General features: G+C 59.2%; 8 protein-coding genes and 3 pseudogenes. 4 read left to right on the top strand and 7 right to left on the bottom strand.

Annotated elements, in window-relative coordinates:
• The first annotated feature begins 21 nt into the window (after positions 1 to 21).
• The gene (locus tag ACQVLG_RS13340; RefSeq protein WP_230538727.1) at positions 22 to 513 is read left to right on the top strand and encodes a cache domain-containing protein; all 492 of its coding nucleotides are present in this window, start codon (positions 22 to 24) and stop codon (positions 511 to 513) included.
• A 27-nt stretch (positions 514 to 540) separates the two neighbouring features.
• A pseudogene (locus ACQVLG_RS13335) lies at positions 541 to 1309 on the top strand (YoaK family protein).
• A gap of 67 nt (positions 1310 to 1376) precedes the next feature.
• Here the strand turns inward: ACQVLG_RS13335 and gap are convergent.
• From gap to ACQVLG_RS13320, 3 genes and pseudogenes are all read right to left on the bottom strand, one after another.
• Positions 1377 to 2387, bottom strand: a complete 1011-nt coding sequence (gene gap, locus ACQVLG_RS13330) for a type I glyceraldehyde-3-phosphate dehydrogenase (protein WP_010395244.1) — start codon at positions 2385 to 2387, stop codon at positions 1377 to 1379.
• Between the two features lie 77 nt (positions 2388 to 2464).
• Positions 2465 to 4466, bottom strand: a pseudogene (gene tkt / locus ACQVLG_RS13325) (transketolase).
• Positions 4467 to 4572: 106 nt separating this feature from the next.
• Positions 4573 to 4851, bottom strand: a complete 279-nt coding sequence (locus tag ACQVLG_RS13320) for a hypothetical protein (protein ID WP_474295935.1) — start codon at positions 4849 to 4851, stop codon at positions 4573 to 4575.
• Between ACQVLG_RS13320 and ACQVLG_RS13315 the strand changes: the two are divergent.
• A pseudogene (locus ACQVLG_RS13315) lies at positions 4738 to 5381 on the top strand (16S rRNA (uracil(1498)-N(3))-methyltransferase). The gene ACQVLG_RS13320 and the pseudogene ACQVLG_RS13315 overlap by 114 nt on opposite strands.
• Before the next feature lie 275 nt (positions 5382 to 5656).
• Here the strand turns inward: ACQVLG_RS13315 and ACQVLG_RS13310 are convergent.
• From ACQVLG_RS13310 to ACQVLG_RS13300, 3 genes are read right to left on the bottom strand one after another with little or no spacing between them, the layout of a single operon-like run.
• Positions 5657 to 7387, bottom strand: coding sequence for a hypothetical protein (locus ACQVLG_RS13310; protein ID WP_474294995.1), 1731 nt, complete (start codon positions 7385 to 7387; stop codon positions 5657 to 5659).
• Positions 7384 to 8370 (bottom strand): TonB-dependent receptor plug domain-containing protein, encoded by a 987-nt coding sequence (locus tag ACQVLG_RS13305; protein ID WP_474294993.1) that lies wholly within the window; start codon positions 8368 to 8370, stop codon positions 7384 to 7386. Before ACQVLG_RS13305 ends, ACQVLG_RS13310 begins: the two co-directional genes overlap by 4 nt.
• Positions 8361 to 8663: a carboxypeptidase-like regulatory domain-containing protein gene (locus ACQVLG_RS13300; RefSeq protein ID WP_474294991.1), complete on the bottom strand. Its 303-nt coding sequence runs from the start codon at positions 8661 to 8663 to the stop codon at positions 8361 to 8363. Before ACQVLG_RS13300 ends, ACQVLG_RS13305 begins: the two co-directional genes overlap by 10 nt.
• 1528 nt (positions 8664 to 10191) lie before the next feature.
• Between ACQVLG_RS13300 and ACQVLG_RS13295 the strand changes: the two genes are divergently transcribed.
• Positions 10192 to 11820 carry an NAD(P)/FAD-dependent oxidoreductase gene (locus ACQVLG_RS13295; protein ID WP_230538734.1) on the top strand — a complete coding sequence of 543 codons (1629 nt, stop codon included), beginning with the start codon at positions 10192 to 10194 and terminating at the stop codon, positions 11818 to 11820.
• Between the two features lie 7 nt (positions 11821 to 11827).
• Here the strand turns inward: ACQVLG_RS13295 and ACQVLG_RS13290 are convergent, their stop codons facing one another.
• Positions 11828 to 13204 (bottom strand): GAF domain-containing sensor histidine kinase, encoded by a 1377-nt coding sequence (locus tag ACQVLG_RS13290; protein ID WP_230538735.1) that lies wholly within the window; start codon positions 13202 to 13204, stop codon positions 11828 to 11830.
• Positions 13205 to 13228: the final 24 nt, after the last annotated feature.

The raw sequence follows: 13228 nt of genomic DNA, 5'->3' as shown, positions 1-13228 counted from the left end.
GCCCATACCAGGAGACAGCGTATGAAGACAAGTGTAAAAACGGCAAGTGTAAAAACGGGCATCCACGCCCTCGTTGCCAGTTTCATCATCTGCGCCATGCCGGCAACGGCATGGGCCGCCCCCAGAGGCAGCGCGGATGAAGCCATCGCCATGACCAAGCGCGCCGTGGCCATGATCAAGGCCGACGGCAAGGAAAAGGCCTTTGCCGCCATTGCCGATCCCGCCAACACCAGCTTCCATGACCGCGACCTGTACATTTATGTGTACGACATGAATGGCGTCACCCTGGCGCACGGCAACAATCCCAAGATGGTCGGCAAGAACCTGATCGACCTGAAGGACAATGAAGGCAAGGCCGTCATCAAGTCGCTGATTACCACGGCCAGCACGCCGGCCGGACGCGGCTGGGTAGACTTCAAGTGGCCCAATCCCCTGACCAAGGTGGTCGAACAGAAATCCGGCTACATCGAGCGGGTCGACAATATGATCGTCGGTTCCGGCATCTATAAATAAGCCACGGCAAGAGGAAAACGCGCCCGCATGCCGCTCCATTACCTGTCCCGCCTGAGCGGATCGGCGCGCGATACGCAAGCCAACCTGCAGCTGGGCTGCGTGCTGGCGCTGGTGGCGGGCGCCGTCAACGCGGGCGGTTTTCTCGCCATCGGCGGCTATACCTCGCACATGACGGGCATCGTCTCGGGCATGGCGGACGACCTGGCGCTGGGCAATATCACGGTGGCGCTGGCCGCGCTGGGTGCCTGGCTGGCCTTCGTCAGCGGCGCGGCCGTGACGGCCATCATGGTGAACTGGGGCAAGCGGCGCCGGCTGCACAGCCAGTTTGCCGCCAGCCTGCTGCTGGAAGCGGCGCTACTGCTGCTGTTCGGCCTGGCGGGCAATTACCTGGCCGCCATGCCCGACCGACGTGCTCGGTCCCGTCACCATCTTGCTGCTGTGCTTTGTGATGGGCTTGCAAAACGCCATCATCACCAAGATTTCCGGCGCCGTCATCCGCACCACCCACGTGACGGGGCTGTCCACCGACATCGGCATCGAACTGGGCAAGATGGCGTATTACAACCGCAGGCAATTACCGGACCGCGTGGTCAAGGTCAACCGGGGCAAGCTGAGAACGCACAGCCTGCTGATCGGCTGCTTCTTCATCGGCGGCGTCAGCGGCGCCCTCGCCTTCAAGCACATCGGTTTTCCCGCCGCCACCATCATCCTGGCCGGCGTGCTGACCCTGCTGTCCGGCGCGCCCGTGCTGCGCGACTTGCGCCTGCTGTGGCGCTTCTACCGGCGCCGTTTCTAATCATACGGACGAAAAAAAAAAAAAAACCAGGCAACTACCTGGGCGTTTTTTCTTATGCGGTCAACAATTACTTGGCCGACATCAGTGCAACGGTGGTGTCCAGCATGCGGTTCGAGAAACCCCACTCGTTGTCGTACCACGACGATACTTTCACCAGGCGGCCCGACACTTTGGTCAGGGTCGAGTCGAAGTTCGACGACGCCGGGTTGTGGTTGAAGTCGATCGAGACCAGCGGTTCGGTCTGGTACGTCAGGATGCCTTCCAGGGCGCCTTCCGACGCGGCTTTCATCAGCGCGTTGACTTCTTCCACGGTGGTGTCGCGCTTGGCGATGAAGGACAGGTCGACCAGCGACACGTTGATGGTCGGCACGCGGATGGCGAAGCCGTCCAGCTTGCCATTCAGCTCAGGCAGCACCAGGCCCACGGCGGCAGCGGCACCCGTCTTGGTCGGGATCATGCTCATGGTGGCCGAACGGGCGCGGCGCAGGTCTTCATGCATCACGTCGGACAGCACCTGGTCGTTGGTGTAGGCGTGCACGGTGGTCATCAGGCCCGTTTCGATGCCGATGGCGTCGTTCAATGGCTTGACCAGCGGTGCCAGGCAGTTGGTGGTGCACGAAGCGTTCGAGATGACGGTGTCGGTCGATTTCAGCACGGAGTGATTCACGCCGAAGACGACGGTTGCATCGACGTCCTTGCCGCCTGGTGCCGAGATGATGACTTTCTTCGCGCCGCCCTTCAGGTGAGCCGAAGCTTTTTCCTTGGTGGTGAAGAAGCCCGTGCATTCCAGCACGACGTCCACGCCCAGCTCGCCCCATGGGATTTCAGCCGGGTTGCGCTGTGCGAATACGCGGATCGGATCGCCATTGACGATCATGTTGTCGCCTTCGACCGTGACGGTGCCCGGGAACTTGCCGTGCGCGGTGTCGTAGCGGGTCAGGTGGGCGTTCGATTTGGCATCGCCCAGGTCGTTGATGGCAACGATCTGGATATCCTGTTTCTTGCCGCCTTCGTAGAAAGCGCGCAACACATTACGGCCGATGCGGCCGTAGCCATTGATTGCAACTTTGATCGTCATACTCTGCTCCTGATTAAAAAAAAGGTATCAGCACAGCACCCCGGCATTACCTTGCCAGGGTCTGCTCAAAATCAATATTAGCCAGCGATAACGGCTTTAACCTTGGCTACGACGTTCTCGACCGTGAAGCCGAAGTGCTTGAACAGCACGCCGGCCGGCGCCGATTCGCCGAACGTGTCGATACCGACCACGGCGCCTTCCAGGCCCACGTATTTGTACCAGAAGCTGGTCACGCCCGCCTCGATGGCCACGCGCGGCACGCCCTTCGTCAGCACGCTGGCCTTGTAGGCGGCGTCCTGGCGGTCGTACACGTCGGTCGACGGCATCGACACCACGCGCACATTGATGCCTTCCGAGGCCAGCGCGCTGGCGGCGGCGACGGCCAGTTCCACTTCGGAACCGGTGGCGATCAGGATCGCCTTGGCATCGGCCACGTCGTTCAGCACATAGCCGCCGCGGAAGATGTTCTCGATCTGTTCGGCGCTACGCTCCTGGTACGGCAGGTTCTGGCGCGAGAAGATCAGGGTCGATGGGCCATCCTTGCGGCGCACGGCGGCGCCCCAGGCAGCAGCCGACTCGACGGTGTCGCATGGACGCCAGTTGTCCAGGTTCGGGATCAGACGCATCGACGAGACGTGCTCGACCGATTGGTGCGTCGGGCCGTCTTCGCCCAGGCCGATCGAATCGTGGGTAAACACGAAGATCGAACGCAGTTTCATCAGGGCGGCCATGCGCAGCGCGTTGCGGCTGTAGTCGGAGAACGTCAGGAACGTGGCGCCGAACGGGATGTAGCCGCCGTGCAAGGTGATGCCGTTCATGATGGCGCTCATGCCGAATTCGCGCACGCCGTAGTTGATGTGGTTGCCAGGCTGGCCCGAACGCACGGCCACGCACTCTTTCCAGTTGGTCAGGTTCGAACCGGTCAGGTCGGCCGAACCGCCGAGGAATTCCGGCAGCGACGACGCCAATGCCTGGATGGCGTTCTGGCTGGCCTTGCGGGTGGCGATGTTTTCTTTCTTTTCCACGCACGCAGGAAGCGATGGCGGCGCTCAGGGCCGCTTCGAATGCCTGTGGCAGTTCGCCCTGCATGCGGCGGCTCAGTTCAGCGGCTTGCTGCGGGAATTCCTTGGCGTAGGCGGCGAAGCGCTCGTTCCAGTCTTTTTCCAGCAGGGCGCCCTGCTCTTTCGCATCCCAGGCGGCGTACACGTCGGCCGGCATCTCGAACGGTGCGGCATCCCAGCCGATGTATTCGCGCACGGCGGCGATTTCCTTGTCGCCCAGCGCGGCGCCGTGGACCTTGTCGCCGCCTTGCAGGTTCGGCGAACCCTTGCCGATGATGGTCTTGCAGCAGATCAAGGTTGGCTTGCTGGCGGTCTTGGCGGCGGCGATGGCGGCAGCCACGGCGGCAACATCGTGGCCGTCGACGGCGCGGATGACGTTCCAGCCGTACGCTTCGAAGCGCGCCGGGGTGTCGTCCGTGAACCAGCCTTCCACTTTACCGTCGATGGAAATGCCGTTGTCGTCGTACAGGGCGATCAGTTTATTCAGGCCCAGGGTGCCGGCCAGTGCGCACACTTCGTGCGAAATACCTTCCATCAGGCAACCATCGCCGACGAAGGCGTAGGTGTAGTGGTTGACGATGTCGTGGCCAGGCTTGTTGAATTCAGCGGCCAGCAACTGCTCCGACAGGGCCATGCCGACGGCGTTGGCGATGCCCTGGCCCAGCGGGCCGGTGGTCGTTTCCACGCCTGGCGTGATATCGACTTCCGGGTGGCCCGGGGTTTTCGAATGCATCTGGCGGAAGGCCTTGATGTCATCCATCGACAGGTCGTAGCCCGTCAGGTGCAGCAGCGCGTAATGCAGCATCGAGCCGTGGCCGTTCGACAACAGGAAACGGTCGCGGTTCTGCCATTTCGGATTCGCGGGATTGTGGCGATAGTGACCACTCCACAGGGCAACTGCGATCTCGGCCATGCCCATCGGCATGCCTGGATGGCCGGAGTTGGCCTTTTGTACAGCGTCCATTGCCAGTGCGCGGATCGCATTGGCCATTTTGGTAGTCGGGAGCGTAGTTGTCATGATGGTGTGGGTCAGTCGCGAGTTTGGGATTCGTTTGCAACAGCGCGGACAGGGAAGCCGGCTGCTTTCTGTAGTCAACTATTTTACCAGACTGGGGGGCCGCAAATTAGAATTGCGGCGTACTGGCCCGCCAAATGGCTATACTTTGACGTCTTTCCACCCCACTTACCCCCCGTTGAGGATTTGCATGCCGCGTTTTTTCTGTCCCCAGCCGCTCGTTGCCGGCACCACCATTGCCCTGCCGGAGGCTGTCGCCCACCATATCCAGGTCGTGCGCCTGGCGCCGGGCGACGTCATCACCCTGTTCAATGGCGAAGGGGGCGAAGTGCAGGCCAGCCTGGTGGCGGTCGCCAAGCGCAGCGTGACGGCTGAAATACAGGCGCACGTGGCGCGCGAGGCGGAACTGCCGTATGCCGTGACCCTGGCGCAGGCGCTGCCGGAAGCGTCGAAAAAAAGGACTGGATCATCGAAAAAGCCATCGAACTGGGCGCGGCCGGCATCGTGCCGCTGTCGGCGCAGCGCTGCGTGGTGCGCCTGTCCGCCGAGCGGGCCGAGAAAAAACTGGCGCATTGGCAAGCGATCATCGTTTCTGCATCGGAACAGTCGGGCCGCAACCGCCTGGCGCAGCTGGCGCCGCTGCAAGAGTTCAATAGCTGGAGCAAACAACAAGATTTGCATAAGCGCATCATTTTGACGCCGCGCGCGGAGCAGTCGCTGGCCGACTGGGCGCGCCACCAGCCGCCGCAGGCGATCACCGTGATGGTGGGCCCGGAAGGCGGATTTTCGGAGGCGGAAGAAAAGGCGGCCCTGGCCGCCGGCGCCATCGGCCTGGCGATGGGCCCGCGCATCCTGCGCACGGAAACGGCGGGCTTGACGGCGCTGGCGACGTTGAGTGCCCTGTGGGGCGGGATGTAAGAGTCAATGCGTATCACAGCCGCTTGCGCGGCTGGTGGCGCCTCTTCCATGGCGTAGCCAGCAGTTACCTACCGAATTATCCGGGATGGCGCTGAATAATCGACGCCGGACGCATCCGTTTTTCGGAAACCATATTGAAGACAACGCTGGGACGGTTCCCACGCTTGCCGGGGAAATAGCTAAAAAAAATGCCGCCCCCTGTTTGACAGAGAGCGGCATTTTTACTGAAATCGTGTCTTTTGCAAGCCGCCAGCAAGCCGGCGGCCATCACACAATTAGAACTTCTTGTTGAACTCAGCGGTGAACTTCATCGAACGAGGTGCTGTGTAGCTCAGTACCGATTCATACAGAGCATAGCGTGCCTGGTTGGTGTTGTAACGCTCGACCACTTTTTGCGTGGTTTGCGTGTCGAACACATTGAAGATGTCCAGTTTAACCGACAGGCCTGGTACATAAGCTGGTTTGTACGACACGTTCAAGTCCAGGTTTTTGTCCCATGGCAGATTGCCCACGGCACCACGTGGCGAAACAACGTTCTGATTGCCAGTTGCACCGAAGCAGTAGTGCGAAGCGGACTGATAGTTAAAGTTCTTATCTTCTACTGTCTGCGTGTTCGGATTGGTACCCGTGCACGAACGTGGGCGGCCCGAAGCGAGCAAGGCGGCAGCACCCACGGTCCACTCTGGGGTCAGGTCGTAGAAGCCGTAAGCCTTGATCTGATGCTTACGATCATTTGGCAGGCGGCCATCCGCATAGCGCATCAGTGCTGCGTAATCCCAGGTTTGGGTAGCGGCAACGTCAGCCTGGCCACTAATGGTATCGGACAGCGTCTGACCTTCAGTATTGCCGCTGCTGCGCGACAGGGTGTAGTTGACCTTACCATACCAGCCATTACGGTATGGATGCTCAGCAAACACATCAAGTGCAGCGTAAGTACGCTTGGCCTTGTCGAAGCCCAGGTCTTCCTTCGTCAGGTGAACGCGGGTGTAGTTGGACTGCGTACCTGCGAAGTCAACCAGGAAATCATTTGCTTCGCCCGGGTTGAACGATGCGCAATTAAACCCGCCGTAGTTCGAAGTATCGATACCATTGCGCTTGGCGTATTTTATGAGCACGCGGCCATCGCAGAAGTCATCGATCGTCGATTTCAGGGTACGGTAAGTAACCTTGGCACCGAAATTCAGGCTAGGATTGTAGGCCTTTTCAAAGCCCAGGGTCAACTCATCCTGGAACGATGGCTTCATGTCCAGTGCAGCAACGGTTTTCGGATCTTTTGCTTGACCGAATTCATTGTTTGCAGACAACGCATCCGTCATCTGGGTCAAGCCCGTTGGCGCACCATGTGCATCCGTACCAGTGTAAGCGTAGTACTGGTTGGTGTTCAGCGAACCGTTTGCACCGCGCAGAGCGATCACGGTTGGCATTTGCAAGGTGTAACGGCCAGCGCTACCGAATACTTTAAACGATGCATCGCCATTCACGTCCCACACCGCTGCTACGCGTGGAGCGTATTGGTTCTTCATCTCAATATACTTGGTGCCGTCCTGGTTGGCATTATAGAAGCCCTCACGACGCAGACCTGCGGTCAGCAACACGTCCTTCGTCACTTGCCAGCGATCCTCAATGTACTGAGCATCCTGACCAGCGAAAGCATTCGATACGGTCGAGGACAAGACACGCGACACATAAAAACCTTGTGAGGCGAGCGGACCCTTGCCTGCCAACACGCCAACTTCGCCACCAGGAACGTTAAATGGCTGAGTAGCATCCGGTGTCTTGCCATACAACCACAGTACGCCACCGGCCAGAGCATCGCCAGCATCTGTCGAGGACATCTTGTTATTGTCCAGACCAGCACGCAGAGTGTGGTTGCCAATCTTGTATTCCAAATCCAGACGCTTGGACGTTACGCGGTCGGAGGAACCATTGACTGGTTGATTGGTCGAGAACGGCTGACCACCAGAGTAGTTCAAGCCTGGCGCCTGATCCGCCTTTGCCGCACTCACTTGTGCCAGCTTTGGATCGTAGCCTGTAGGCTCATAGATATATGCTTGGCACGCGATTGACCATACAAGGCAGTGACGGTCAGGTTATCGGTAATATTACCAACGTAGCGCGCGATGTTTGCTTCGCCGCCGTTCGGGTTGAATGGGCCGTATTCTTCGTGGGTTGACGAGTTGATCTTGCTGCCGACGGCGCGGGTCGCGTAATCATACGAACGGTACTGTGTATCGGTCTCTGGCAAATCACCGATCGTTGTGAATTCGATACGATGATTATCGGAAATATTCCAGTCCAGCTTACCGTAGTAGCGCTGAGTGGTGGTCTTGTAATCGCGCCAGCCGTTATCACTGTTAGTCAGCGCGGTGCGGCCGCCGAAGACGCCATTGCTCTCGGCGCGAGTTTGCTCCAGTGCAACGAAACCGAACAAGGTATCCTTGATCAGTGGACCGCCAACATAAGCTGAGTACTGTTTTTGCTCGAAGTCATTGTCTTCGCGGCGAATACGCAGGGTTCCGTCTGTTTGCGGGAAAACGCCGGTGTTGGCGTAGTACATGTCACGTGACTTGGCGCGCAACGACTTCGGTGAGATCGATACCAGGGCACCAGCTTCCCAGGTGTTGGTACCGGATTTGGTCGTGATATTGACCACGCCACCAACCGAACGGCCAAATTCAACGCCGTAACCGCCCGTCAAAACTTGAGCTTGAGCAATCGCGCCAAACGGGAGTTCCATTGCCCCCAATTGCGACAGCGGGTTGGTTACAGGGAAACCGTTGATATAGTAAGCATTTTCCGAAGCGCCGCCGCCGCCGAAACTAGCTCCGGCGGGATAGGTCGGGTCGCCACGGGTGGTGTTCGGGGAGAGTTGAACGATTGCCTCGACGTTACGTGCGATCGGCAACTTGTCCAGCTCACGTGCGGTAAAGGTCGCGCCATTGGTCGAGTTCGAGATATCGATGCGGTTGCGACGCCCCGTTACTTGCACGGCCTGAACGCCGCCAGCGACAGGGAAAATCGCCTCGACGCCTTGACCCGCAGCACTTCCAGCGACGTAGTACCGACAACCGATTCGCCCTTCTTCAGCGTCACGGTATAGGTGCCGATAGGCAGACTCGTGACACGGAATGAGCCGTTTGCATCAACTGCCGTGGAACGCGTCTGGTTGGTACCGTTGTTTTTCAACACGACGGTATCGCCACCGCCGCTGCCGACCTTACCAAAAATACTACCTGCTGCGTTCGACTGCGCCATGACAGGCGCAACGACCATGGCGGACATGGCGCCGGCACTGAAGGCCAGCGCCAGGGCACGTACTAAAACAGTTTTTCTCAACATGTGGTTTCCTAATTATTAGATTAAGCGTCTCTGGTAGAGTTGCTTGGTAAATTTAAGCACTAAATCATGTTTAATACGTTTTTATTTCCGGTTTTAGTTTTTGATGATTTGACACTCTCCCACCACTGATATGGCAGGCTTCAGACAAAACAGGAAAAACCTACTTGCCTAAGCGATACATAAAACCATATGCGATTGTCACTGTCAACATAGTAGAAAAATATGATGCAAAGATACAACAAAATGAATGAAGCAGGAAAATGGCAACTGCGTCCAAGATTGTGCGGCATTGCACCAATTTGACGCACTGCAAAAAAACGCATATTAATATGCGAAAAAATATGGCTTGGAAATACACGCTGTTGTGTGTCCCGCCCGTGCATGCCCACCACTTGACATCCCTGCGATGGCGCAGCTGCAGCCCTTGAAGCAGCCTCTTTCGAGCATACGGGATGGCCTTAGATTTGTTGCGAATTGACAACACAATATGGAATTGAACTATTCAAAGTTGAATTTTTCAATTACATTGCATGAATACTTCTCAAGAGTATCTTCACGTTTAAATATAAGTTATTGCACATACAAATAACCCAAAACCTCTGAAGAAAATTTTTTATATTCAATGCCGAATAAATAGAAATACGACCCGCATTCAATTTCCCGAAAATAAAAATTTCAGCGCCATCAAATAATTACTTCTGAACAATCAAAAAAAAATGAATCGATAATGCAATGAACTCATCAATCGATGAGAAACGCATCAAATAATATCTACAGTTATTGCACGCAATAATTTGAAATAAAGAAGCCCGTTTTAATGACAGGTGCCAGCTCGCCAGTTCCTGCTCGTATACCAAGGTGAAATGTGGCAGCGCCAGCAACACGTTGTCCCGCCACGCCACGATGGCAGCCCTCCCGAAGCTACGGCAAATCCCATCTCTCCGCATCGCTGCAGCGTTCCTTGTCCATTCAATTTGGCAAGAAAAAACAGAAGTTACCTATACATTTATATTCAAATTCTTCTGGCTGCTTCAACAATCTTCCGCTCGGCTAGAGCACGGACGTATGTAATTTGATCTTTCAAAAATCCCCCATGCGCAAAATAAGCAATATTTAAAAAAGGCAAAAAAACCGGCCGTCAATCGCTTGGGCAGAGTCAGCCTATCGCCTACAAATGCCAGCCTTGGCGGCGAAACGACAGATTGGCGCACCCGAATGGTGCGCTGCAGAAGCCCGCTGTCATGCCATGCCAGCGCGTCATGGAGCGGTGCGGACGTGGCGTCCGGGGAAGCGCCGCCTCTTGCACCTAAGCCGGTCGCCGACAACGTCCAGGGAGCAGGAAAAAGGCCCGACATCCGCCCTGGCCGCCATGCATTGCGTACAAGAAGGAGTAAAATGCCGCCTTGCGCCGCGCCACGCGGCTGCCCACTCTCCGCTAGATACGGAGCCCTGCACTTTTCGGATAGACACCATGTTGCGACTCAACGAAGTAAAACTCCCCCTCGAACACGACGAAGCGGCCCTGCCCGCCGCCATCCTGGCGCGCCTGGGCATCGATGCCGCCGATTTGCTCGGCTTTACCGTCTTCAAGCGCAGCTATGACGCGCGCAAGCGCAGCGCCGTGGTGCTGATTTACTCGCTGCATGTGGACGTCAAGAATGAAGCGGCCGTGCTGGCGCGCCTGCGGCACGACGTGCACCTGATGCCCGCGCCCGACACCGACTACAAATTCGTCGCCGGCGGCGAACAGCTGGCCGGCCACAGCACCGAACCGCGCCCCATCGTCATCGGCACGGGCCCCTGCGGCCTGTTCGTGGCGCTGATCCTGGCGCAGATGGGCCTGCGCCCTCTGATCCTGGAACGGGGCAAGCAGGTGCGCGAACGCACGGTCGACACCTTCGGCTTCTGGCGCAAGCGCGAACTGAACCCGGAATCGAACGTGCAGTTCGGCGAAGGCGGCGCCGGCACCTTCTCGGACGGCAAGCTGTACAGCCAGATCAAGGACCCCAAGCACTACGGCCGCAAAGTGCTGACGGAATTCGTCAAGGCGGGCGCGCCCGAAGAAATCATGTACGTGAGCAAGCCGCACATCGGCACCTTCCGCCTGGTCAAGATGGTGGAGGAAATGCGCGCGAATATCGAACAGCTGGGCGGCGAATACCGTTTCAGCAGCAAAGTGGTCGATCTCGACATCGCGCCCGGCCCGGACGGTGGCCAGGTGCGTGGCGTGGTGCTGGAGAATGGCGAAACCATCGCCAGCAACCACGTCGTGCTGGCCATCGGCCACAGCGCGCGCGACACCTTTGAAATGCTGCACAAGCGCGGCGTGTACATCGAAGCGAAACCGTTCTCGATCGGTTTCCGCGTGGAACACCCGCAATCGTTGATCGACAGCTGCCGCTTCGGCCCCAGCGCCGGCCACCCGATCCTCGGCGCGGCCGACTACAAGCTGGTGCACCACGCCAGCAATGGCCGTTCCGTCTACAGCTTCTGCATGTGCCCGGGCGGCACGGTGGTGGCGGCCGCATCCGAGCCGGGCCGCCTGGTGACGAACGGCATGAGCCAGTATTCGCGCAATGAACGCAACGCCAACAGCGCCATCGTCGTCGGCATCACGCCCGCCGACTACCCGGGCGACCCGCTGGCCGGCATGGCCTTGCAGCGCGAACTGGAAGAACGCGCGTTCGCCCTCGGCGGCGGCAACTACGATGCCCCAGGGCAATTAGTCGGCGACTTCGTGGCCGGCCGCGCCTCGACGGAATTCGGCAGCGTGGTGCCGTCGTACAAACCGGCCGTGCACCTGACGGACCTGGCGCCTTCGCTGCCCGAATACGCGATCACGGCCCTGCGCGAAGCGTTTCCGGCGTTCAACAAGCAGATCAAGGGTTATTACAAGGCCGACGCCGTGCTGACGGGCGTGGAAACGCGCACCTCATCGCCGATCCGCATCAAGCGCCGCGACGACAACCTGCAAAGCCTGAATACACGGGGCCTGTTCCCCGCCGGCGAAGGCGCCGGCTATGCGGGCGGCATCCTGTCGGCGGCCGTCGACGGCATCAAGGTGGCCGAGGCGGTAGCGCTGTCGATGGCGGCGCGCTAAGCCAGCCTCAGGCTGCCAGCGGCAGCCTGATCTGTATATGACAGCCTGGCGTGGCATCGATGGCGCTGACCTGGCCGCCCAGCTGCTGCACGATGGTGTAGACGATGTGCATGCCCAGGCCGGAGCCGCCCTGGCCCCGCTTGGTGGTGAAAAACGGTTCGAACATATGTTCGCGCACGGCCGGCGCCAGGCCGATGCCGTCATCGGAAAACTCCAGCAGCAGCCATCGCCCGGCGGCGTCTTCCCCCTCTTCCTCCTCGATGCGCGCGCGTATCGTGATGCGCCCCGGCCCGCCGTGCGGATAGCCGTGGCGGGCGCTGTTCATCAAGAGGTTCGAAAGGATTTGCGACAGCTTGCCGGCCGCCAGGCGCACCTGGCAATCGGGCGCGATGTCGAGTTCCACGCCCAGCGCCGCCTTGCGCAATTCCGGACTGTGCGCCGACACCAGGCCGTGCACATAATCGTGCAGCGCCAGGTCGGCCACGTATTCGCTGACCTGGTCCACGGCCAGCTGCTTGAAATTGCCGATCAGGTCGGCGGCGCGCGCCAGGTTGCGCTCGATCAAGGCCGCAGCGCCTTTCAGGGATTCGGCAATGTCGATCAGTTCGGCACGGCTGACCTTGGCGCCGCCCAGCAGCTGCACCAGCTGGTCGGCATAGCTGCCCATGCTCGACGCGGCCGTCAGCGCCACGCCGATGGGCGTGTTGACTTCATGCGAGACACCGGCCACCAGCGAACCGAGGGCCGCCATCTGTTCCTGCTCGATCAGGTTCGCCTGCGCCGCCAGCAGCGATTCGGTGCGCACGCGCACGATTTCTTCCAGTTGCTGCGTGCGCTCCTGGTGCTGCAGTTCGGCCGCGCCGCGGGCCGAGAAGATCGACAGCAGCAGCAAGGCCAGCAAACGCTTGTTTTCATCGATGGGACGCGTGTCAATGGCCGACAGGATGCCCAGGGTCTTGCCATCGGTATCGATCAGCGGCATGCCGACATAGCTTTCCGCATGCATGTCGACAAGGAGGGTATCGAATGGAAAGCGACGCTGGATATCGCTGCCGTGAAAACACATGCTCTGGCAGGTGACGTCCTGGCAAGGCGTGTGCTGCAGGCTGTATTCGATATTCGGCTGGTAGCCATTGCCGCCCCACAGGGCGAGGGTGCGGATGCCTTCGCTGCCATCGTCCATGCGCACCAGGCGCCCGGCGATCACATACTGCACGTCGAGCGCTTCGGCCAGGTCCTTGACGAGGATGCGCAGGAAGTCGTCGCCACGGGCGTGCGCCGTCGAGGCGGTGATCGAGCGCAGGGCCGCTTCCGCCAGGGTGCGCCGCTGCTCGGGATCGAACAGGGGTTCTTGCGAATTCACATCAAACAACGGAATACTCATGAATGCTCCTGCACAGCACCGGCA

This window comes from Janthinobacterium sp. TPC_1, assembly GCF_056037845.1.
This window is presented reverse-complemented; position numbering and strand designations above follow the sequence as displayed.